Raw genomic sequence first — 24,364 nt, 5'->3', positions numbered from 1 at the left:
ATCTTATTCATCCCCATCACATAGGTTTCGGTACCATCGGCAGCGGTGTTTTTATTGGCATTCAAATGTATAGAAACAAAAATATGAGAATCAGCTCTATTGGCAATATTTGCACGTTCTATCAAATCAATAAAAACATCTGTTTTTCTCGTATATATAACATCTATCTTTTGATACGATTCCAAAATTTTGCCTACTTTTAAAACAATAGCCAATGCAATATTTTTCTCTACTCGTCCATTATAATTTGCGCCAAAGTCATGACCTCCATGACCAGCATCTAAAGTAACTTTAAAATCATTGGATTGGCTATACGAATTAACCGTTAACATCACTAATAAAAATGTGAATGCAATTTTTATTTTTTTTGAGATATACATCTATTAGTTAATTTAATTATAAGACTTCCGTTATAAATTTATGATTTGATTATTTTTGCCAAAAAAATATAGTAATTTTGGCTCGCGAATATTCGAGTCTTCATTTTACAAAAATAGCATTTAAACCTTTGCATACAAACTTATTTAATATCGTTTTACTATCAATTTTCCTATCTTTAGGATGCTCTAATTTATATTCACAAGATATAAAAAAGAAACAAACTACAATTCCTTCTAAAAAACAAGAAGTTAAGAAACCGATCCAAGAAGATAGTATTAAAAATCCTTTAGTTGAAACACCTACAGACACAGTTAGACTAGACACTATTAAGGTTAAAAAAAACTTACTTAATGGCAAAGTAAAATACAAAGCGGAAAAATACACAAAGATTGAGCAAAAAAAGAAACTCATTACTTTATACGACAAAGCCGAATTATACTACCAAGATGTTGAATTAAAATCGGGTATTATAGTAATGGATTACGAAAAAAATGAGGTTTATGCCGGAAGAATAAAAGACTCATTAGGCAATTACACACAATTTCCAAATTTTAAACAAGGTTCAAATGTTATCGAACCTGACTCGATTCGTTTTAATTTTAAAACTAAAAAGGCTTTAATTTGGAATTCAAGATCCTCACAAGGAGAATTTAACGTAAAAGCTGCCATCACTAAAAAGGAAAATGATTCAGTATACTTTTTAAAAGGAGCGCGATTTACAACTTCAAAAGATGTTGATAATCCTGAATATTATTTTCAAACTAACAAAATAAAGTTTATTCCTGGCAAAAAGATAGTTACAGGTTTCACTAATATGGTAATTGAAGGAGTACCTACTCCATTATTTTTACCGTTTGCGTATTTCCCTCTTTCAAAAGAAACGAGTACTTCAGGAATTATATTGCCATCATATAATGATTCTAACGACAAAGGCTTTTCACTTCAAAATGGAGGATATTATTTCGCACTAAGTGACCACTATAATTTAACCGTTATTGGAGATTACTATACAAATGGAAGTTACGGATTAGGAATGCAATCGTCATATGCAGATAGATATCATTATCAAGGAAATATACATATTAGATTTGAGAACAATATCATTAGTGAAAGAGGATATCCAGATTATTCCAAAACTAAAATTTACAATATTCAATGGTCACATTCCCAAGATTCCAAAGCCAATCCAAATTCCACTTTTTCAGCTTCTGTGAACTTAGGAAGTAGTGAATATTTCAAGCAAACAATCAATCAAGTTAATGTTGGTTCCTCATTAAACAATACTTTAAGCTCCTCCATTTCATATAGTACCGTATTCCATACAATTCCAGAAAGTAGAATATCACTAACTGCAACACATTCCCAAAATACAAATACCAAAGTAATCAACATGACACTTCCTACGCTACAGTTTAGCTTAGATCGTATTTATCCATTTGCAATAAATGATGGAGCTAAAAAGGGGTTCTTCAAAAACATCAACTTACAATATAATCTAAACGGAAAAAACAGCTTTGTAACAACCGATTCATTGTTTTTCAAACCCGAAATGTTCCGAGATGCAGAACTTGGATTCCAACATACAATTCCATTAAGTACCAACTTCAAAATTTTTAAATATTTTAGCGTTTCTACTTCTTTAAACTATGAAGAAGTTTGGTATTTCAATACAATCAACAAACATTATGACGACCAATTAAGCACTGTTGTAACTACTGATGTAAAAGGGTTTGACTCTTTTAGGACATACTCTTCTTCTACAAGCGTTGGAACGACCATCTATGGTACATTCAATTTTGGAGATGACAAAAAAATAAAATCCATTCGACATGTAATGCGTCCTGCAATTTCGCATAGTTACACCCCAAGTTTTGAAAAATATTATGATACTTACGCAACAGATGGTAGCGGTACAATGCAAAAAGACTATACTCGATTTGAAGGAGGTATGTATGGCACTCCTGGTATGAATAGTTCCAATTTTGTCGGTTTCAATCTTAGCAATACATTTGAAGCTAAAGTAGCAGATAAGGATAGTACCAAAACTGAAGCTAAAAAAATAATGCTCCTTAATAATTTAAACTTTTCAACGAGTTATAATTTTGATGCCAAGGAACTTGCTTGGTCTCCTGTAAGAGTAAGCGGTGGAACTCAATTTTTTGACAATAAATTGAGTGCAAATTTTGGAGCAACCTTGGATCCATATGCAATTGACAATTCTGGTACTAGAATAAATGTTTACAATATCAATAACGGAGGAAGTCTTTTTAGAATGACAAGCGCCAATTTGACAATGAATTATTCAATATCAAGCTCAAAAGAAAACAAAGAAAAAGACAAAAACGATCAAGGTAAAAGAAATGGAGGGCGTGAAGATGATTTATTTGGGTCAAATATTGATGCCAATAATATTAGAAAAAGCCAATTTGACGATGATAAAGAAGATAAAGATGTTGTTTCAGAATTCTTTAAATCAAAATTACCATGGGACATGACATTTGCCTATTCTTTAACGTATGGAAACAACAATAGAGAGAAAAAAATAACTGGAAACTCCATAATGATTTCTGCAAATGCTGATCTAACACCAAAATGGAAGGCTGGAATCTCTACTGGATATGATTTTGTTCAAAAGGGTGTTACCTTTACACAACTTCGTTTTGAGAGAGATTTAATGAGCTGGAGAATGGCTTTCAACTGGACACCATTTGGAGATAATTCTAGTTGGAATTTTTTCATTGGAATCAAATCCGGAGTACTTAGTGACATTAAATGGGAAAAACGAAAACTTACCAATCAATAGATAAAATCTAAACACATAGGTTATGAAAACAATAATTTACACTGAAAATGCCCCTGCACCAATTGGCCCTTATAATCAAGCCGTATTAAAAGGTGATACTTTATATACTTCTGGCCAAATTGCATTGAATCCAGCAACAATGGAATTGGTAGTAGACAATATTGAATCAGAAACCAAACAGGTGATGGAAAACATGAAAGCCGTTCTCGAGGCTGCTGGAATGACTTTTGAAAATGTTGTAAAAACCACCATTTTCATCATGAATATGAATGATTTTGGAAGTATTAATACTGTTTACGGATCTTATTTTAATGAAAAAACCGCTCCAGCTCGTGAAACGGTTCAAGTGGCTTGTTTGCCAAAAAATGTAAATGTAGAAATATCTATGATTGCTGTGCTATAGCATTAATCAATAATTGAGCTGTTGCTTCATTAGTTGCCAATGGTATATTATGTACATCACAAACACGTATAAGCATATTAACATCAGCCTCATGAGGATGACTTGAAAGAGGATCTTTAAAGAACAAAACCATTTGTGTTTTACCCTCGGCAACTCTTCCAGCTATCTGAGCATCACCACCTAATGGGCCTGAAAGCATTCTTCGAGTTTTGAAACCAGCAGCTTCAGCTCTTCCTCCAGTTGTTCCTGTTGCAATGAACTGAATGTTTTCTTGCTGTAACACCTCACGGTTTTTAATTAGAAATTTAACAATATCTTCTTTTTTACCGTCATGGGCAATAATTGCTATTTCCATTTTATTAATTATTTGCTACGTGATAAGCAATTAAACCGTCAATAGGTCTTCTTAATACATTACCTAATTGTAATTCATATTTTTCGAAAATTTCTGCTAATTCATCTTTTAAATAAAAAGCAATAGAACCTACAAAATGTACAGGTACTTCTTTGCAATTTTCAAATTGCTTGATATAATTTTTAATGAAAGATTTCATTTCCTTAAAAATTATTTTTCTGCAAAATTCATGGTCTTTATTTTGAATTAAGAATTTCGCAAAAGTGGCAAGATATGCATTTGGATTTGGTTCTTTGTATAACTTATTTTTAACATAATCAGGAGTAACATCATACTCTTTTTCAAAAACATCAGCCAACTCTTTTGGCATTTTATTAAAATAGTATTTTCTGATTAACTGTTTTCCAAAAACATTACCACTGCAATCATCCATAACGATATATCCTAATGATTGTACTCTTTGTTCTAAAACTTTACCATCAAAATAACTACAGTTTGAACCGGTACCCAATATGCTCACAATTGCTTTTTCACCTTTTGGAGTTGTAGCAAAAACAGCTGCATAAGTATCTTCCTCAACAACTACAATTGCATTTGGAAAATAAGTTTTAAAAATTTGAGAAAGCATGCTTTTCATTCTTTCTGTACCACAACCAGCACCGTAGAAAAACAAATGAGTGGCTGTTTTTTTATTTTGTAATATATCAAAACGGTCATTCAAGCGATCAACGATCTCATCACCATTTAGAATTTCAGGATTTAAACCTAATGTTTGTGTGGTAAACATAACTTTCCCATCATCATCTATCGCAATCCAATCTGCTTTAGTAGAACCACTATCAACTATTAATTTCATATAATTTGGTTTATTGGTTATGAATTTTGTTCCTCATTTTAAACACCTCCTGTGAGAAAAACATTTAATTGAACAAAAAAATAAAATCCCATTAATTTTACATAATGGGATTTTGTAAAAATTATAGATTATTTTAAACCTGCAATATGCACAGATAAATCAATCAATTTACTAGAATATCCATATTCATTATCATACCAAGATACAAGTTTGAAGAAAGTTGAATTTAAACCAATTCCTGCAGTAGCATCAATGATTGAAGTTCTTTTATCAGAAATAAAATCCTGAGAAACAACAGCATCTTCAGTATATCCTAAGATACCTTTCATTGTAGTTTCAGAAGCATTTTTCAAAACTTTCATAATTTCTTCGTAAGAAGTCTCTTTAGCTACTTTTACGGTTAAATCTACTGTAGAAACGTCAGCAGTAGGAACACGGAAAGCCATACCTGTCAATTTTCCATTCAATTCTGGAATAACTTTTCCAACAGCTTTAGCAGCTCCAGTTGAAGAAGGAATGATATTTATTGCTGCTGCACGTCCACCTCTCCAGTCTTTTCTAGAAGGACCATCAGCTGTCATTTGAGTTGAAGTTGTAGCATGAACAGTTGTCATCAAAGCCTCAACAATTCCAAAATTATCGTGAATTACTTTAGCTAAAGGAGCTAAACAGTTTGTAGTACAAGAAGCGTTAGAAACAACAAGGTCTGAAGCTTTTGCAGTTTCGTGGTTTACACCCATTACAAACATTGGAGCATCTGCAGATGGAGCTGAAATGATTACTTTTTTAGCACCACCTTTAATGTGCTCATTTGCAGTTTCAATAGTTGTGAAGATACCTGTACATTCTGCAACTACATCAACATCAACTTCATTCCATTTTAAATCAGCTGGATTTCTTTCAGCAGTGATACGGATATTTCTTCCGTTTACATACAATTTTCCTTCTTTTACTTCTACAGTTCCGTCGAAACGACCGTGAACTGAATCATATTTCAATAAGTAAGCTAAGTGATCAACATCTAATAAATCATTGATTGCTACTACTTCTACATTATCTCTATTGAATGACTCTCTAAAAACGATTCTTCCAATTCTTCCAAATCCGTTTATTCCTAATTTTACTTTTGACATTGTATTAAATTTAAATTATTTTTTTATTTTATTTTTCTTTTCTTTTTTTTACTTTAAATTGACATGATATCAGAAACACGTAGTAATTCCATATCTATTTCACTGTGTCCTTTTATCGCTTGCTCTAGAGGTGTAAGCGCAATTTTATCACATAACAAACCAACCATATAATTTGATTTACCTTCCAATAAACTTTCAACAGCTTTTACTCCTAATCTACTAGCCAAAACTCTATCAAAACAAGATGGAGCACCACCACGTTGCATATGACCTAACACTGATACACGAACATCGTACTCAGGAAAATTAGACTCTACATAATCTTTTAGTTCAAAAACAGTTTTACCTATTTTATCTCCCTCTGCAATAACGACAATACTTGATGATTTACCAGCCGCTTTACTTTTTCTTAAAGAATCTAATAAACGTTCCAGTCCTAAATCTTCTTCTGGAATAAGAATTTCTTCAGCTCCAGCGCCAATTCCAGCATTCAATGCTATATGACCAGCATCACGTCCCATCACCTCGATAAGAAACAATCTATTATGGGAACTTGCAGTATCACGAATTTTATCAATTACATCAACAACAGTATTTAAAGCGGTATCATAACCTAAAGTATGACTTGTACCAAATATGTCGTTATCAATAGTTCCAGGAATTCCAATTACAGGAAAATTATATTCTGAATTAAATAGTAATGCTCCAGTAAAAGAACCATCGCCACCGATTACTACTAAAGCTTCTACACCCGCCTTAACTAAATTTTGGTGTGCTTTTTCACGTCCTTCAGGAGTCTTAAAATCCATTGATCGTGCAGATTTTAAAATAGTTCCTCCTTTATTTACTATATTATTTACACTTCGGGGTCCCATTTCTTTAAAATCCCCTTCAATCATTCCTTGATAACCTCTATAAATACCAACACATCCTATGTTATGAAAAGCACATGTTCGCACAACAGAACGAATAGCAGCATTCATTCCTGGAGAATCTCCTCCAGAGGTAAGTACACCTATCTTTTTTATTGTTTTTGACATTTTTTTAAGTATTAAAGTGTAAATTTAGCATATATCGAAGACATTTTAGGGGTGCTTTCTAACATTTTAATAAAATAACTGAAATTCAAACGTTTTCGTTGATAAGTTTTTTTAATTCAAAAAAACCTAATATTTATTTCCTTTTTTAAAATCCGAAACAGTTGAAAATTGAGGAAATACGAGCTATTTATCGCTTTTAAAAAAAAGAAATAAACAGACTACATAAAAAATTAGACAAAGTGGAATAAAAATTCTAGTTATAAAGTTAACTAAAATTTTCAAAAGAGACATAATAACCTCATTAATAATAAATTAACACTAATCATCCTCTGGAAGTACAGCATCTTGATTAACTTTTGGCTTGTCCGAACTAGGTTCTTTCGGTTTGGTGAAATTTATATAATCAGGATTCAAATTGGAATCTGAGTTATCAACTTTTGTTTTAGATTCTTTTTCTTTGGTTAGCTTATTGCTTTTAAACATTTTATCGACTAACTCTCTAAAAGTATCAAAATCTACCTCATAAGTAATACCAGCACCTTGAGTATAACCAATATCTTGTCCAATATAATTTAAATCATTTTCTTTATTGAAGACATGAAAATTAAATGATCCATCATCGTTTACTCTATACTTAATATCAACCGCTCCTACTATAGCAGATTCATTTACTCCACCAAATGGCACCCCAATTTTACCATTTATTGTAATTCTTTCATTTACTTTAGAAGATACAATAGCTTCAACTCTTCCATCAGTCTGGGTACTTGGTCTATTATCTGGTGAAACTACATTAAAATTCATTTCAAATTTTTCATTATTTGATTGAACTATATTTCCCAACATACTTGAAGCAGTTTCGTACATACTTGATGCAACGGCTTGACTTGAACCATCTTTACCCAAAAAACTCCCTGTTGACAACAAATACAAAGCTTGGGTTTGTCTTACGTCTTTATCAGCTAATTCTGTTTGAAGTTCTGACTTCAAAACACTTGTAACAGTAGGAAAATCTATCATGAAATCGGGCTCTGGTCGAGTCAAATCTCCACGAATACCAATAATGACTTCAACATCAACCTTTTTATTAACACTTGAATTTTCTATTAACAGAGCAGGATTTGCAGATGTCTTATAAACTGCTTCCAAATTCAGTTGGGCTCTCATAGGGTTTCCTTCCCAAATAATGGAACCTCCTTTTCTAACTTTGAATTTTTTATCTATTAATCCTCCATATTTAAAATTATATGTACCCTCATAAGGCAAGAAATCTCCCCACATGTTAAAAGCGCCTAGTGTATTGATTTTAAACAAAAGTGTCCCATTTCCGCGTCCTTTCATCCCATGTCCCGAATTCCTGTCCAAAATAACTTCAACCTCCGCATTAGGTGTAATTTCAAGATCAAACTCTAACTCGAGGCCATTATATTTTTTTGTTTTATCAACAATTCCTTTTTGCAAATTGAATTTTTCTTTCGGAGTTATAAAATGAATAAAGCTATTTTCACTAACACTTTCCGCACTATTTATTGGTATTTTAAGAGCTGATCCTTTTTCAGATTTTGCATCAACTTTAATAAACAAACCATTTGCAGGGCCTTTGATTGTTGCGTTACCATTAATGAATGCTGTTCCAAAATAGGCAGCATCTTCACTATCTTTAGTATCAAGAACAAGAAGTCTTTTTGAGTTAATAGCTAAATCCAATTTCCAATCCGAAAAATTTTTATGCTCTACTACTCCATTTAAAGTTCCAATTGTATTGTATTTTGTATCTATCAAAGTGTTATTCCTAAAAAGAAATTTCTCACCAGTAAGATCAATTATAGTTTTATCCTTTAATGCATAATCGACATTAAGGTAAGGTATTCCCAATCCTCCTTCATTAACATATAGACGCCCATTTATATCTGGCTTACTTAAAGTCCCTCCAATCGTTGCGTTTCCAGACACTAACCCTCTTATATTTGAAATAACATCTCCTCCTAAAGAACTTAATGTTTTCAAATTAAATTGATCAAATTTTAAATTTAAGTCAAGTAATGTTTCTTTATTTACTATTTCAAAACTTCCATCGGCACTAAAAGATTCAAAATCTTTATTTTCGATAGTAGAAAACAAAGTAAATTTTCTAAAACTTTCATCACCTTTTATATCAAAATTTAAAACTCCTAAATCATGATTATTAACCTTCAAACTATCAATCCGTAATGATGCTGTAGGTTTAAAAACCTGTTTATTTTGATTGTAATTAATTTTTCCGTTTAAATTCCCATAAATAACAAAACTCTCTTGAGCCGATGTTAATGCATTAATATCAAAATTTTTGAATTCAACATTAATATCTTTATAAGAGCTACCTTTAAACTCCCCATCAAGCTTTATTTCTTGATCCTTATTGGAAAGAATAAAATCATCCAATTTAAACTCCGTTAGCTTTTTATCAAAAACCAGACGATTATTAGATAAATTCAGCTCATTTAAAAGCCATAAACTATTTTTTAATTTTATTTCTGATTTACTGAAACCAATAACATTTTTATTCTCTTTATTAATTGTGTGGTATAAATCCAAATTAAAATAATCCTCCCCTTTTGAACCTCCTTTAAATTCAGTTCTAAAAAACAGAGTATCTTTTGAAGTGACATTTATCAAACTAAAATCACGTATTTTATACATTTTAGTTTTAATACTATCTAACTCAATATATGCGTTATACAATGGATTTTTATTATCAATAGAAACTCTAATATTATCAAAAGAATTATCAGCTGCTTTTATATTTGGAGAATTAAAATTGAATTTGAATTCATTGCTATCCGAATTAATATTCCCTTTGACGATAGTATTTTCACTTAGTTTTATTTCAGGGAAAAACACTTCAACTATCTTATTATAAACTTCAAAATTAAATTTCAAAAACTGCCCTTTTTTAACTGCTAAAGGCTTGTAATTAGTATAAAGACTTCCCAATGAATTTGTAACCAATCCTTTTAATTCGGAAAATTTATACTTTCCCACAATCGTTCCATTAGTTATATCCGGCGCTGCTATTTTTATCGTTCGAATTCTTTGATCATCAAAACTCGAATTTAGATTAAAATCGTTGAATTGATAAGTATCTCTAGAATTGATATAAGTAGCATCATTCACATAGATATTCCCATGCATATTATCGATAGAATTCCCCTGCACATCAACAATAATATTACCATTAAATTTAGAAATAGTATCATTTACAAAATTTAATTTATTCAATTCCGCCTTATCTATTTTAATCTGAAAATCGTACTGGTTTTCTTTTTTACTTAAATCTACCAATCCATCAAAATTCATTTTCAAATTAGGGTCATTTACAATAATTGACCCTTTATATAAAGGCAATTTGAAATTACCATTTACGACAACATTCTTATAATTATATCCATTATAGGCAACGCTGGAAACAATACCTTTCAGCGAGGTATTTAAATACTTTTCAGAAAAACCATGCCCATCAACATCAATATTTAAACTTATCTTAGATAAATCCTTATTATCCAATAAATTACCAATATTAAAATCACCCAAAACAATATAACCAACATAGTCAGCCTTATCGCTTTGATCCATATTATTGATTATAAATTTTGATCTTACTGACCCCAAAGCTGTGTTTGCCGCAAGATTGGCACGTATTGAAGTGGTTGTAACCTGAGTGTTTCCAACTAATGAAACATTACCAAATTTCTTTATAATAATGGGTAGCTTTTTGCCTAAAACATTAGGCAATATACTTACCAAATCATCATAATTAGCATTCAATTGATCAAACTTTCCATTCATATAGAATTTTTGCTCTTTTGTTCCTAAAAGGTTTTTAAAATTTATAAAACCTATAATTTTGGTTCCTCTATTATCTTTTAAGTATAAATCAAGAAATTTTAAATTATTTAAAGGCCCGGTAATATGTGATCTAAGCTTAAAATATTGATACTTACCTAATTCATTGTAAAAATAACGAATATCATTAGAGGCTAATTTTGCTGATTTCAACTTAACATCAAACTCTACTTTATTTTGAAAATCAGAGAAATCTTCAATCTCGTAATTCAACGCAGCATAACCTTTAATACTGGATTCTTTGGTTTCAATTTCCATTTTATCCAATATCATGTGCTGTTGGGTAAAACTATAATTCCCTTTTAAGCTTTTTACATACAAGCCTCTATGATCCAAAAAAGACATTTTTTGAATATTAGCATACACTTCAGGTCCATATACTTTAAAATTGGTAACCGATATATTCAATCTTGTAAAATCAACAGGCTTTACGGTTTCATGATTTTCATCACTCAAAATAAATCTACCGTTTGACAAATCGATACTAGAAGCCGTTAATAAAAAATGTTTCTTGGAAGGTGTTTTACTTGTACCAAAAGCATCAATAAAATAATCTAGATTCGTCTTCTTTTCTTTTTTATAAGTTTTTAAATTAAAAAGAACGCCATCCATTGCCAAATCATCAAAAATTAAATCCCCATCTAAAATTTTCTTAGCCCCCAAAAAGGATGTATTCAATCTTTTGACATAAATTAAAGTATCTTTATGATGATCTATAATCAATACTTTTTTAAGTTTTACACCACCAAAAAGAGTAAGCTGTACTTCATCAACATTCATATGAAGACCATAATCCTCATTGATACTTTCCATGAAATAATGTGCTAACTTAGTTTGAACAAAAGGTAAAGTAAGGGCTATAAAAAGTACTAACAAAAGTAATATTAGTCCAAGCAGAGTACGGAATACTATTTTTTTAATCTTTTTGATAAGAGTCGCTTTTTKTTTTTTTAKTACAAATAAATAATTTGCCTTTGGAAATGGTAATACCTTAACTAAAAAATCTTTAATTTTGGCACAGCTGTAAAAATACTATTTTTATAGTAATCCATCAAATATACTTCAAAATTCATCTGTTTATATGCAAATTCCACAGGTTTATATACTTGCCATAGAAAGTTCGTGTGATGATACTGCCGCAGCAGTATTATGTAACGACAAAGTACTGTCAAATGTTGTTGCCAATCAGTTAATTCATAATCAATATGGAGGTGTTGTTCCTGAACTTGCTTCTCGTGCTCACCAACAAAATATAGTTCCAGTAATCGAAGCCGCATTAAAAAAAGCCAACATTAAAAAAGAACAACTATCAGCAATTGCTTTTACGCAAGGTCCGGGACTTATGGGATCGCTTTTAGTTGGAAGTTCATTTGCAAAATCAATGGCATTGGCTTTACAAATACCTCTTATTGCGGTTAACCACATGCATGCCCATATTTTGGCACATTTTATAGAAGAAGAAGGTTTTAGCAAACCTAACTTTCCTTTTTTGGCGTTAACTATAAGTGGCGGGCATACCCAAATTGTTAGAGTTGATGATTTTTTTGATTTAACAATCATTGGTGAAACCACAGATGATGCTGTGGGCGAAGCATTTGATAAAAGTGCCAAAATACTTGGCCTACCCTATCCAGGTGGACCTTTGGTTGATAAATATGCACAATTGGGAAATCCGAAAGCATTTCCTTTTACTAAACCAAAAGTTCCCGGATTGGATTTTAGTTTCTCAGGTTTAAAAACAGCTATTCTTTATTTTATTCAAAAGAAAACAATTGAAAACCCAGAATTTATAACTGAAAATTTAAACGATATCTGTGCTTCCATTCAATACACTATTATAGAAATATTGATGGATAAATTAAAAATAGCCGTAAGAGAAACTGGTATTAGACAAATTGCAATTGGCGGAGGAGTTTCGGCCAATTCTGGAATTCGAAATACTTTGAAAGAAACAGAAACAAAATATGGCTGGAAAACATACATCCCTAAATTTGAATATACAACCGACAATGCTGCAATGATTGGAATTGTAGGTTATCAAAAGTTTTTATCCCAAAAATTTGAAACTTCAGAAGTTGTTTCAAAAGCACGAATACAATTTTAATTATGCAATTATTTTATAACCCTACAATAAACGAAACTACCGAAACCTTTTCTTTTGACAAAGAAGAAAGCAAACACATTATTAAAGTATTACGTAAAAAAGACTCTGATATACTATTTGTAACTAATGGTTTAGGTTTTATATTTAAAACAGAAATCACATTAGCTTCCGACAATAAATGTACTGTTCAGGTTTTGGAAATAGATAAAACAGAAGCTCCTAAACACAAATTGCATCTTGCCGTTGCTCCTACAAAAATGAATGATCGTTACGAATGGTTTCTTGAAAAAGCAACCGAGATTGGAATTTATGAAATCACTCCAATTATATGCGATCGCTCTGAACGGAAGGTAATAAATCCTGAGAGATTTGAAAAAATCATTCTCTCTGCAATGAAACAATGCAATCAAACGTACCTGCCAAAATTGAACCCTGCCATTTCGCTTAAAGAATTCATAAAAAAAGGGAATACAGGACAAAAATTAATAGCACATTGCGAAGAAACAAATAAAAAATCTTTAAAATCAATACTCAAAGCCAAAACGGATTACATCATTTTAATAGGTCCGGAAGGTGATTTTTCCAATAAAGAAATCGAATTGGCACTAGAAAACAATTACATCCCTGTTTCTTTGGGTGAAACCAGATTACGAACAGAAACTGCTGCTTTAGTGGCCTGTCACAGTGTTGTTTTCACTAATGAAGACTAGATCTTAAAATTCAATTCACAATCATACTATGAAAAAAACAGTGTTTTTATTATTACTATTCTCTTCTTTAACCGGTTTCTCTCAAGAAATCGCTTTGCTAAAATATAGTGGTGGTGGCGATTGGTATGCAAATCCAACTTCTTTACCAAATTTAATAAAATACTGTAATGCCAATATAAACACAAAAATAAAATCGAAACCTAGAACTGTTGAACCGAGCAGTCCAGATCTTTTTTTCTATCCATTTGTCCACATGACTGGCCATGGTAATGTCGTTTTTAGCGAAAGTGACGTTACAAACCTAAGAAAATATCTATACGGTGGCGGTTTTCTACATATTGATGATAATTACGGTATGGATCAATATATTCGTAAGGAAATAAAAAAAATATTTCCAAATAACAATTTGATTGAAATCCCATCAAATCATCCAATATTTCAAAAGCCTTTTGTTTTTGCCAATGGTTTACCTAAAATCCATGAACACGACGGCACTAGGGCCCAAGCATTTGGAATATTTATGGAGAACAAATTAGTTCTCCTCTACACATATGAATGTGACCTTGGTGATGGTTGGGAAGATCCAGAAGTTCACAATGACCCTTTTGAAGTTCGTGAAAAAGCTTTAAAAATGGGAGCCAATATTATTAATTATATTTTCACAAATTGATTTCTCTAAAATAAAAATTCATTAGCAATATTTTACTTCTCTCCTAGTGAACCTAGTCTTCATTTTATTTAATTTTTAACAAGTAAAATATTAAAAACTATATATGTTATTATATCATATTTTGTCAATTAAAAAATTTAACAAGTTTTAAACTACGTAAATACCCCCAAATTACAATTAACCAAGTCAATAAAATCAAAGGTTTTACAAAAACAGGTAAAAATATTGTTAAATAAATTTTAAATAATTGAACTTTTGTTATAAAATTGCAAAATAATTAACCAAACAAACTTTTATTTAACAAAATGATTACCATTATGAAAAAATTAATTTTATCAGCAGCAGCTTGCTTGATGTTGTTTTCTTGTCAAAACGACCAGACTGAATCTCTAAACGATTCAACAAATGCAATTACTCAACGAAAGTGTGCTACACAAGATGTATTGGAAGCTCAATTAAAAGCCGACCCGACATTGGCTATTAGAATGAATCAAATTGAAGCTTTTACTCAAAACGCTTTATTGACAAAACGTTTAGTAAATGGAAAAGTAGTAATACCAGTAGTTGTGAACGTATTGTATAGAACTGCAGCAGAAAATATTTCGGATGCACAAATACAATCACAAATTGATGTATTAAACAAAGATTACACTGCAACAAACTCCGATTTTTCAAATACTCCTGCCGAATTTGCTTCAGTTGCTGCAAATGTTGGTATTACATTTGAATTAGTAAAAATCAACAGAAAATCAACAACAAAAAGTTCATGGGGAACTAGAGATACCATGAAAAAAACAAAACAAGGTGGACTAGATCCAACATCTCCAACAACAAACCTTAATCTATGGGTTTGTACTATTGGTGGAGGAATTCTGGGTTATGCTCAATTCCCAGGAGGATCTTCTGCTACTGATGGAGTAGCAATTGATTCTAAATATTTTGGTTTATCTGGTACAGCTAACTATCCTTATAATTTAGGAAGAACAGCAAGTCACGAAGTAGGACACTGGATGAACCTAAGACATATTTGGGGAGATGCATCTTGCGGAGACGATTTAGTTGCTGATACTCCAGTTGCTAAAACTTCAAACTTTGGGGTGCCTGTTTATCCATACGTAAGTACATGTCTTCCTGCTCATAATGAAATGACAATGAACTATATGGATTACACAGACGACAGAGGAATGTTTATGTTCACAAATGGTCAAAAATCAAGAATGAGCGCATTATTTGTTTCTGGAGGAGCTAGAGCTGCTTTCGGTCTATAATTTATCTTTTTTTAGAATTTAAAACTCGCTACTTGTTAGCGAGTTTTTTTTTAGCTTTTACTTAAATTTTCTAAGAATTTCACATTCATTAGTATAAAAGTGTAGTTCACCGATTAATTTATACTTTGATAACAATTAACAGTAAATTAGCATTACAATAAACTGATAATCAATTTTTTAAATACAAAACATTTATTATGAAAAAAATTATTTTATCCACTGTAGCATTTGTAATGCTTTTTTCATGTCAAAATGAGGATAATAACACAGTAGTCTCTCAAGCAGAATCACCTACTCTTCGTAGTTGTGCAACACAAGAAGTTCTAGAAGCTCAATTAAAAGCTGATCCCACATTAGCAATGAGAATGAATCAAATAGAAGCTTTTACCCAAGAAGCAATGCTAACTAAACGTTTAGTAAACGGTAAAATAGTAATTCCTGTTATTGTAAATGTTTTATATAGAACACCTGCTGAAAACATCACTGATAGTCAAATACAATCTCAAATTAAAGTTTTGAATGATGATTACACAGCTGCAAACAATGATTTTAGACTTATTCCAACTGAATTTTCAAATGTAGCAGCAAATGTTGATATTACTTTTGAATTGGTAAAAATCAACAGGAAATCAACAACAAAAACTTCTTGGGGTACAAGAGACGCTATGAAAAGTACAAAAAAAGGAGGGCTAGATCCTACAACTCCTGCAACAAATCTTAATCTATGGGTGTGCACTATTGGTGGAGGAATTTTAGGATATGCGCAATTTCCCGGAGGTTCATCATCAACTGATGGAGTTGTTATTGATTCTAAATATTTTGGTATATCAGGCACAGCGAATTACCCTTACAATTTAGGTAGAACGGCAACCCATGAAGTTGGGCACTGGATGAATTTACGCCATATTTGGGGAGATTCCTCTTGCGGAAATGATTTAGTAGCTGACACTCCAGTTGCTAAAACTTATAATTTCGGTGACCCGAAATATCCTTACGTAAGCTTATGCTTACCAACCCATAACGAAATGACAATGAACTACATGGATTATACTGATGATAGAGCAATGTATATGTTTACCATTGGCCAAAAAGCAAGAATGTCGGCATTATTTGTTTCTGGTGGAGTAAGAGCTGGATTTGCCCAATAAACATATAAATTTATAGTTTTTAAAACTCGCTACTTATTAGCGAGTTTTTTTATCTTTATAACCAAATACAACGATATGATTACATCCAAAATAATTGCAAATGGAATTTTAAGAGCAATCGGTACTTTAGTTTTAGCCGTTTTACTTCTTTATTTTCTGTATCAAATTCAAAACGTATTAATCTATTTATTAGTTTCATTAATACTAGCCTTAATTGGTTTACCAGTTTTAGATTTTTTAAAGAAAAGATTGAAATTCAAGCATATTTTTGCGTCAATTACGATTTTAATGATTTATATTTTAATCATATTTGGTTTTATAATGATGTTCATTCCATTGATTATATCACAAGGCCAAAATTTATCACTTTTAAATACAGTAGAAATTGAAAAGAACAGTTTAGAGCTTATCAAACAATTAAACAATTTTTTAGAGCAACATCATATAGACTCTGCAACAGTTTTTGATCCAAAAAACTTTAAATCGATAATAAATTTCAATATAATACCTAATTTTTTAAATTCTGTAATGGGAACAATTAGTAATTTTGGAATGGGGCTTGGTTCCGTGCTATTCATTACATTTTTCTTTCTTAAAGACAAATCCACATTCTTAAAAGGAGCCAAACTACTTATTCCTGATTCACACGAAGAAAAAATTTTAAACTCAGTAGAAAAAATAAACCTATTGCTTTCTCGATATTTTATAGGTTTACTAATCCAACTTTTTATCGTTTTCATATTATACACTATTGTATTGTTTATTTTTGGAATACCTAATGCATTTGTAATTGCTTTTTTATGTGCAGTTTTAAATATTATCCCTTATATAGGACCTTTAATTGCTTCCATCTTAGCAGCAGTTTTAACGATGTTAAGTAACTTGGGTTCCGACTTTCAATCCGAAATTTTACCCACAACCATATATGTATTGATAGGCTTTTGGCTCGTGCAAGTAATTGACAATAACTTTTCACAACCTATCATTTTTTCAAAAAGTGTTAGCTCCCACCCTTTAGAAATATTTCTTGTAATATTGATTGCAGGATTCTTATTTGGTATTATGGGAATGATTATTGCTGTTCCTTTATACACGATTATAAAAGTAATTAGCAAAGAATTTTTTCCGGAAAATAAATTTATTCAACTAATAACAAAAAACATATAAATTGAACCTAGATATTTTAGACTCTAAAATTCAAGAATATATTGATTTAAATATTGGAGCCTCCATTTCAAAATTGGCTCTTCAAAAAAATCCATTTCCTAATGTTCAATGGATTTCAATAATAAATCAAATTGCTGCAAAATCAAAGGCAAAAGACAAACTGCCTACCTGGTTTTCAACCCAAAATATAATTTATCCCAGTAAAATATCAGTCGAACAAACTTCTTCTGAAAAGACGGCATTATACAAAAGCTCTATTGTTTCGGGAGACAATCTAATTGACTTAACTGGTGGATTTGGTATTGACGATTATTATTTTTCAAAAACAACAAAAAATGTAGTGCATTGTGAAATCAACACTGAATTATCTAACATTGTTCAACACAACTGCAAACAATTAAACATTAATAATATCACTTGTTATGCAGGAGACAGTTTTGAAACATTATCAAACACAAACACCAAATGGGATTGGATTTACATAGATCCATCCAGAAGAAATGACAGCAAAGGAAAGGTATTCATGCTAAAGGATTGCTTACCTAATGTACCAGAAAATTTGGCTTTTTATTTTGAAAAAACAAGTTCTATCTTAATAAAAACAGCACCAATATTGGACATTACAGCAGGTATTAATGAACTAAACTTTATCAAATCCATACATATAGTTGCTGTTGACAATGAAGTAAAAGAATTGCTTTGGGAATTAAATAAAAACTTTAAAGGATCTGTTATTATTAAAACCGTAAATCTTATAAAAGAAAAAGCAGAAACATTTGAATTTATTTTAAATGAAATCCACGAACAACCATCTTTTAGTTTACCACAAAAATACCTGTACGAACCCAATAGCTCCATTATGAAATCAGGAGGTTTTGATCAAGTAGGGCTTTTTTATGGATTGAATAAATTGCATAAACATTCCCATTTATACACCTCTGAAGAACAAAAAAAATTTCCTGGAAGAATTTTTGAAATTAAAAATTGTATAGCTTATAGCAAAAGTGAGATGAAACAATATTTAGAAAATCAAAAAGCTAATATTACTACACGAAATTTTTCCGATTCAGTTGAAAGTATTCGCAAAAAATGGAAAATCAAAGATGGTGGAGATTTGTATTGTTTTTTTACAACCGATGAAAATAACACTAAAATTGTTTTAATTTGCACCAAAATAAAATAAAATCACCGCAAGCAACCTTTTTGCGAATGCAAAAAACAAAAGGCGATAATATATTATGCTCTCTAAAAAATAAATTTTACATTAATATGAAATACATACTTGTTACGGCCTTATGCTTTTTAAGTTTTAATCTTTTTGCTCAGAAACCTTGTGAATATGCAACAAATGTCACTGATTCCATAGGAACTTATAAATCCACAAAAGAATACTTAATAAGTGAAAAGGTTTTTGGAGGAAATTCTAATTACATTTTTTATTCTTTGGCATTGACTGATGGATTGCCTACGCTAACCGTACAACTTATACAAAAAAGTAAAGATTTTGTAAAAGCAAATTGTTTTGATAAAGATTCAAAAATTTTCTTGCAGCTTCAAAATGGTAAAATAATTACTCTGTTGCATATAGACCAAGAAAATTGTGGAACTATGATACGAGATGACAAAGGTTTTGACAATAGAGTGAAGTCAGGAATTTTTATGTTTACGAAAGATAATTATGCTGACTTAAAAACATCTCCTGTTTCCTTAATGCGAATAAAATACCTAACAGACGTTGAAGACATTATAATCAAGAAAGAATTTACCGCTGAGCTTGACGGAAAAGTTTACCATCCAGAAACTTATTTTATAGAAAACTTACGTTGTATAGAATAAATATCTTTTATTCAAAAACAAAAACCTTTTAAAATGAGTTAAATTCATTTTAAAAGGTTTTTTTTATGCATTATAACTCTCTTGGTTATCATTTTGTTTATCAATATTGATAACATAATTTTTTACATTCCGCACTACCAATGGAACTAGTAGTCCTACAACAAGTACTTCAACAAATGTAATTCCTGATTTATTTTCTGGTCCAATACATTTAAAAAAACTATTCTGTAATATCCTTTTCATCTAACGATTCTTTTCTTTTTTTAATTTAAAAAATAAAATTAATCAAGTTAATCTCATTATTATTAAATCAAAAGCTGAATTTAAAAGCAAATTTGAATACTTGCTTATGTCTTCAATTGGGGTTAATTCATTATAACTTTAAACCATTGTTTTTAAATGATTTAAAGTGCGAAAGTAAAAATATAAATCAATTAAACAACAATATAATCGATGAAATGCGTGTTTTACACTTATTTTAATGTCAATTCTTACGAAATAAGCAACTGTCGAGTGTACAGACACTTAACATTTTTAACTTTCAGTAAGAAAAAAAGATCATTAAACCTAGGTTTTTGTAACTCCCTAGGAATAAGAATACCATAAAAAAACAGGTGATTTTTAAATAAGAAAAAGAATTTTAGAAAAAAAAACTATTTACATTCCCATTTAAAATTAGAGACTTTATCATTCAAACCAGCTTTCAAATTATAGTGCCACCATTCTGAATTGAAAGAATTAAAATTTTCTTTAACCATATTTTTTTTCAATAGATTTCTATTATTTAGAATTTCTTTAGAAAAACCACAATAATCATGACTGGCTTCTTTTCCGAAAAAATCAAAAGAAGTTCCCATATCTAATTCTTTTCCTTTAAAATCTACCAATGTAATATCTACGGCCCCTCCTCTATTATGAATTGAACCTTTACTTGGGTTTGCGACGTATTGGGGGTCTGAAACTATAGCCCACATTCTTTTTTGAATATCCAAAGGTCGGTAACAATCAAAAAGTTTTACTTTATAACCTTTCTTCATAAATCTTTTATTGGCCAAAATCAGTGCTTTTACTGTTTTATAACGCAAATAACATTCGGCGCAATCATATACTTTAGATTTTAAAAAATTGTCATCTGTGGCATACTTCATATCATAAATAAAATCTTGACTGAAGTCTTTTAAATTTACAAAAGTCGTATCATTGATAACAACCGTAGGTACTGAAGTGTTTGTTACAGTTTGTGAATTACAGTTGATAAAGTTTAGAAGAAAAAGAAAAACTAAGAAGGATTTGATGTAAGAAGTCATAACAAATAAATTTCCATAAAAATAGGAAAATTTAAAGGGTTTAAAAAAGCAAATCCATCTTAAAACAAAAAAACCTCATAATCAAAAGATTATAAGGTTTCTAGTGTTACACGGGTAAATCTAAAATTAAATCGAGAATGAATGTAAACTATATGAATCTGTTTTATTTAAATATAAGTAATATCAAAACCAAAACTTTAGACTGTCCTTTAAGTTTAAATTCTCTTTTTAACTATTTGTACCACTCCTCTTTAAAAATACGATCATATGTTACTCGAATTTATTTCAAAGTCTATAGTTCAAATTTTGTTCTTAACTATATCTCTAAGCTAAGTTCACATATCCAAACAACTTTGTTAAAAAAAACCTCACCTAAAACGAATTAAGCGAGGCTATCTTTTAGATTATTTTACATTTAATAATTAGCATTAGTTATCCAACAGCTATCACTGTTACCTCAACTGGCATTCAATGTTGAAATAGCATTTTCAGGTTAGATTTTTCCAAACAGCCACTTTACAGAAAAGTGCCAAACCTCTCAAAATGACAAGTGTACCCATTGGGACTCTTTATAAGGTAATCTTGGTGATATTCTTCAGCAGGCCAAAATTTTGTATAGGGCTCCAGTGTTGTGACCACTTTACCTGGCCATCTTCCCGAATCATCAACAATCTTAAATACTTCGTTGGCAACTTCCCTCTCTTGATCATTCTGGATAAATATAGCTGATCGGTAACTGGAACCTCTGTCGTTCCCCTGACTGTCCACTGTTGTTGGGTCATGCACTCTGAAAAAATAATCCAATAACTCCTTGTATGATGTTTCATTTGGATTGTATGTAATTTCTATTGCTTCTGCATGTCCAGGATGGTTGTGATAGGTCGGGTTCTCGTTTAGACCGCCCAAATAGCCTACTTCAGTGTCCTTTACACCTGGACGCACACGGAACAGATCTTCCATTCCCCAAAAACAGCCCCCTGCGATGTACGCTTTTTTAAAATTTTCCATATCTAATTATTTATTAAATTAACAGTAATAATGGATTACAACAATACGAGTATTGAAATGATCCTTTTTTTTAACCACTACCTCCATATTTGCCACAGCAAAAAATCGACTGAAAACATTCCACTTCCTTTAAAAATAACAACTACAAGTAAAGTTAGTAATAATATAAAATACTCAATACCCTCACCTTTCTTCAATCCAACCCAATTCATAGTCCAACCATCCTTACGGTGGCTCAATAATGCACCCACAAAGATGATAAAATTAGCAGTTGCCGCAAATCTTGAAAACAAGCCCACCACTAGCATTATACTTCCAAAAGACTGCCCGATTATCACTAACCATGCAATAACGGCTGGAATTTTTTTGCTTTTGAAGCTTGCTAGAGATTGTCTAATCCCCACTCCTCCTCCAAAATCATCAAACCAACCAAGTAGTTTTTGCATTCCATACGGAAAAATAATAATTCCGGCTACCAGTCTACATAAAGTATAAACCCAGTTGGGATCAGTCTTCAATAAATCATTAAGATTTTCCATCATACTCAATTTGATAATTGATCGAATCAGCTATTACTGCCAGCATAAAATTAAAGGTTTATGAGTAAGTCCAATATAAAAGTCCCAGATAATCTTAATTGAAACTTTTTATTAATTTGTAATTATTCTAAAACGGTCATACCTCTTTTAAGTTATATATCTATGATAGTGTTAAAACAAAAATGACTACTACGCTTGACTTAACATTTTTTGAGAAGGTCTACTTTGATGGTGCCAAAATTGCTCTACCTGTTTACTGTATGACTTGCCTTCAGATATTTTATTTAAGCTTTCTGCAGCAATAGTACTCCAGTCCGATTTCACATCATCAGACTCGATAAGCATAACATCAATACCAAGTGGTAAAACTTCTTTCCTAATGCTGTCGCTTAAAGCTTTTAAAGCGTATCTGCTGGCATTATACCAACCAGATAACGCAACTTTTCTTTTGTTAAAAACAGAAGATATCATAACTATCTTACCCGACTTTTGTCTTCTCATATAAGGCAAAACCATTTGTGATAATCTTGCCAAACCAAAAACACTTGAGTCCAATTGAGACTTTGCTTCCGAAATGGGTATACCATCTATCGCTTCCAATAATTCAAATCGGGCACTATTAATAAGAATATCAATACGTCCTTCATTTGCAATTATCTCAGCTAAACCACTTTGGATATCGTCATCCTTGTTAATATCCGTCAACATTATATGGGCACCTAGTCGCTTCAGATCAATAATTTTTTCTTTCTTTTTCGCTGATGCGTAAACCACATAGCCGTATTCGAGCAAAAGTTTAGCAGTAGCTTTCCCAATACCTGAAGAAGCTCCCGTTATCCATACCACTTTGTCTTTATTTTTCATTACGATACTTTTTAATTATACAGATGTCAAAAACTGGATTTTGCTGCCCCTAAAATAGCTCCTGTACTGTTGTCTTGAACAAATCCTATTATCTCTCCATTTTGAGAATCAAAATTCTTAGGAAAAGAAATATTCACGCTTCCTTTTTCGTCAATTGCTAATTTTTGAAAAGTCAAATTCCTCACGACTTGATAATGAGAAAGTAACTTCCCTTCATTTTCACCTCGCTTAACTTTGCTTTTTACTGATTTCTGTACTAAGGTTAATACTAAACGTGTATTTTTTGAATTTCCATTGACTTTATAGTTAACCACTACCCCCTCTGCTTCTTTTCGGGCTGAAAAATCCAAGTTCACTTCAGCCGATTTTGAAAGCGCCTTAGTAATTCCTCCTCTAACAATGGTTTCCTGTGAGCCAATATAATCCGCTTTACCGTTGATAATCAATTGGGGAGTATAAATAGGTTCCTTTTTAAGCCACTTGCCATAGTCATATTGTCGCTTGGTATAATCCGCATTGCTGAAAATATCTTTCCACCCTAGATTATCCCAGTAATCAACGTGATAGGAAAGAACATAAACAGGTCTGTCCTTGAATTCATTTTGGATTTTACCCATTAGGTCATCTGCTGGAGGACAACTGGAACATCCTTCTGAAGTGAACAGTTCCAAAACCGCAAAACCTTTTTTTGTAAGCTTGTCGGTACTGCTTTGTCCAAAAGCTGAGATGTTAAAGACTAATGCTAAAAGAAATAAAATGGATGTTAATTTAATGTGTGTCATGTTATGTGGTTTTTTAATTATTCAACGAAATTAGCAGTTAAAGAACGGGCGAATCACTACAAACTAGCCCAAATAGACAAATTCCCACTCAAAGTAGTCAAAAGCTGC

The 24,364-nt window shown here is 31.2% G+C and carries 21 protein-coding genes; 10 read left to right on the top strand and 11 right to left on the bottom strand.

The window, feature by feature from the left end:
- Positions 1-380: N-acetylmuramoyl-L-alanine amidase family protein (locus AC1DY0_RS17010; RefSeq protein WP_477189782.1), on the bottom strand; the 380-nt coding region annotated here is incomplete at its 3' end.
- A gap of 128 nt (positions 381-508) precedes the next feature.
- On the opposite strand from AC1DY0_RS17010, the gene AC1DY0_RS17005 reads away from it, so the two are divergent.
- Both AC1DY0_RS17005 and AC1DY0_RS17000 read left to right on the top strand, forming a co-directional pair.
- Entirely contained in the window at positions 509-3,184 is a 2,676-nt protein-coding gene (locus AC1DY0_RS17005; protein WP_477189781.1) for a putative LPS assembly protein LptD, read from the top strand.
- Positions 3,185-3,206: 22 nt separating this feature from the next.
- Entirely contained in the window at positions 3,207-3,587 is a 381-nt protein-coding gene (locus tag AC1DY0_RS17000) for a RidA family protein (RefSeq protein ID WP_477189780.1), read from the top strand.
- Here the strand turns inward: AC1DY0_RS17000 and AC1DY0_RS16995 are convergent.
- The 5 genes from AC1DY0_RS16995 to AC1DY0_RS16975 all read right to left on the bottom strand — a co-directional run bounded on the left by AC1DY0_RS16995 (position 3,568) and on the right by AC1DY0_RS16975 (position 11,666).
- On the bottom strand, positions 3,568-3,942 hold the full coding sequence (locus tag AC1DY0_RS16995) for a methylglyoxal synthase (protein ID WP_477189779.1): 375 nt from the start codon (positions 3,940-3,942) through the stop codon (positions 3,568-3,570). The genes AC1DY0_RS17000 and AC1DY0_RS16995 overlap by 20 nt on opposite strands.
- Before the next feature lie 4 nt (positions 3,943-3,946).
- A complete protein-coding gene (locus AC1DY0_RS16990; protein WP_477189778.1) occupies positions 3,947-4,798 on the bottom strand; it encodes an N-acetylglucosamine kinase in 852 nt (283 codons plus the stop codon).
- Positions 4,799-4,926: 128 nt separating this feature from the next.
- Entirely contained in the window at positions 4,927-5,931 is a 1,005-nt protein-coding gene (gene gap / locus AC1DY0_RS16985) for a type I glyceraldehyde-3-phosphate dehydrogenase (protein ID WP_477189777.1), read from the bottom strand.
- 53 nt (positions 5,932-5,984) lie between these two features.
- Positions 5,985-6,971, bottom strand: a complete 987-nt coding sequence (pfkA, locus tag AC1DY0_RS16980) for a 6-phosphofructokinase (protein ID WP_477189776.1) — start codon at positions 6,969-6,971, stop codon at positions 5,985-5,987.
- A 318-nt stretch (positions 6,972-7,289) separates the two neighbouring features.
- Positions 7,290-11,666 carry a translocation/assembly module TamB domain-containing protein gene (locus AC1DY0_RS16975; RefSeq protein WP_477189775.1) on the bottom strand — a complete coding sequence of 1,459 codons (4,377 nt, stop codon included), beginning with the start codon at positions 11,664-11,666 and terminating at the stop codon, positions 7,290-7,292.
- A 268-nt stretch (positions 11,667-11,934) separates the two neighbouring features.
- On the opposite strand from AC1DY0_RS16975, the gene tsaD reads away from it, so the two are divergent.
- The 8 genes from tsaD (at position 11,935) to AC1DY0_RS16935 (ending at position 19,756) form a co-directional block, all read left to right on the top strand.
- Positions 11,935-12,957, top strand: coding sequence for a tRNA (adenosine(37)-N6)-threonylcarbamoyltransferase complex transferase subunit TsaD (tsaD, locus tag AC1DY0_RS16970; RefSeq protein WP_477189774.1), 1,023 nt, complete (start codon positions 11,935-11,937; stop codon positions 12,955-12,957).
- A 2-nt stretch (positions 12,958-12,959) separates the two neighbouring features.
- Positions 12,960-13,667 carry a 16S rRNA (uracil(1498)-N(3))-methyltransferase gene (locus AC1DY0_RS16965; RefSeq protein ID WP_477189773.1) on the top strand — a complete coding sequence of 236 codons (708 nt, stop codon included), beginning with the start codon at positions 12,960-12,962 and terminating at the stop codon, positions 13,665-13,667.
- Positions 13,668-13,695: 28 nt separating this feature from the next.
- Positions 13,696-14,337, top strand: a complete 642-nt coding sequence (locus AC1DY0_RS16960; RefSeq protein ID WP_477189772.1) for a DUF4159 domain-containing protein — start codon at positions 13,696-13,698, stop codon at positions 14,335-14,337.
- A 317-nt stretch (positions 14,338-14,654) separates the two neighbouring features.
- Entirely contained in the window at positions 14,655-15,605 is a 951-nt protein-coding gene (locus AC1DY0_RS16955; protein ID WP_477189771.1) for a zinc metalloprotease, read from the top strand.
- Positions 15,606-15,802: 197 nt separating this feature from the next.
- Positions 15,803-16,753 carry a zinc metalloprotease gene (locus tag AC1DY0_RS16950; protein ID WP_477189770.1) on the top strand — a complete coding sequence of 317 codons (951 nt, stop codon included), beginning with the start codon at positions 15,803-15,805 and terminating at the stop codon, positions 16,751-16,753.
- Positions 16,754-16,828: 75 nt separating this feature from the next.
- Positions 16,829-17,920 (top strand): AI-2E family transporter, encoded by a 1,092-nt coding sequence (locus AC1DY0_RS16945; protein ID WP_477189769.1) that lies wholly within the window; start codon positions 16,829-16,831, stop codon positions 17,918-17,920.
- A 1-nt stretch (position 17,921) separates the two neighbouring features.
- On the top strand, positions 17,922-19,103 hold the full coding sequence (locus AC1DY0_RS16940; protein ID WP_477189768.1) for a THUMP-like domain-containing protein: 1,182 nt from the start codon (positions 17,922-17,924) through the stop codon (positions 19,101-19,103).
- 86 nt (positions 19,104-19,189) lie between these two features.
- On the top strand, positions 19,190-19,756 hold the full coding sequence (locus AC1DY0_RS16935; protein ID WP_477189767.1) for a hypothetical protein: 567 nt from the start codon (positions 19,190-19,192) through the stop codon (positions 19,754-19,756).
- Positions 19,757-20,409: 653 nt separating this feature from the next.
- On the opposite strand, the gene AC1DY0_RS16930 is transcribed toward AC1DY0_RS16935, so the two are convergent.
- The 5 genes from AC1DY0_RS16930 to AC1DY0_RS16910 form a co-directional block, all read right to left on the bottom strand.
- Positions 20,410-21,063 (bottom strand): M15 family metallopeptidase, encoded by a 654-nt coding sequence (locus AC1DY0_RS16930; protein ID WP_477189766.1) that lies wholly within the window; start codon positions 21,061-21,063, stop codon positions 20,410-20,412.
- A 516-nt stretch (positions 21,064-21,579) separates the two neighbouring features.
- Positions 21,580-22,071 carry a peptide-methionine (S)-S-oxide reductase MsrA gene (msrA, locus tag AC1DY0_RS16925; RefSeq protein ID WP_477189765.1) on the bottom strand — a complete coding sequence of 164 codons (492 nt, stop codon included), beginning with the start codon at positions 22,069-22,071 and terminating at the stop codon, positions 21,580-21,582.
- A 77-nt stretch (positions 22,072-22,148) separates the two neighbouring features.
- The gene (locus AC1DY0_RS16920) at positions 22,149-22,610 is read right to left on the bottom strand and encodes a DoxX family protein (protein ID WP_477189764.1); all 462 of its coding nucleotides are present in this window, start codon (positions 22,608-22,610) and stop codon (positions 22,149-22,151) included.
- A gap of 189 nt (positions 22,611-22,799) precedes the next feature.
- Entirely contained in the window at positions 22,800-23,474 is a 675-nt protein-coding gene (locus AC1DY0_RS16915; protein ID WP_477189763.1) for an SDR family NAD(P)-dependent oxidoreductase, read from the bottom strand.
- A 26-nt stretch (positions 23,475-23,500) separates the two neighbouring features.
- Positions 23,501-24,256, bottom strand: coding sequence for a DUF1223 domain-containing protein (locus AC1DY0_RS16910; RefSeq protein ID WP_477189762.1), 756 nt, complete (start codon positions 24,254-24,256; stop codon positions 23,501-23,503).
- Between the last annotated feature and the right edge of the window lie 108 nt (positions 24,257-24,364).

Source organism: Flavobacterium sp. P1_E4, from assembly GCF_056405915.1.
Note: the sequence above shows the minus strand (reverse complement) of the source record. Positions and strands in the feature narration are given on the sequence as shown.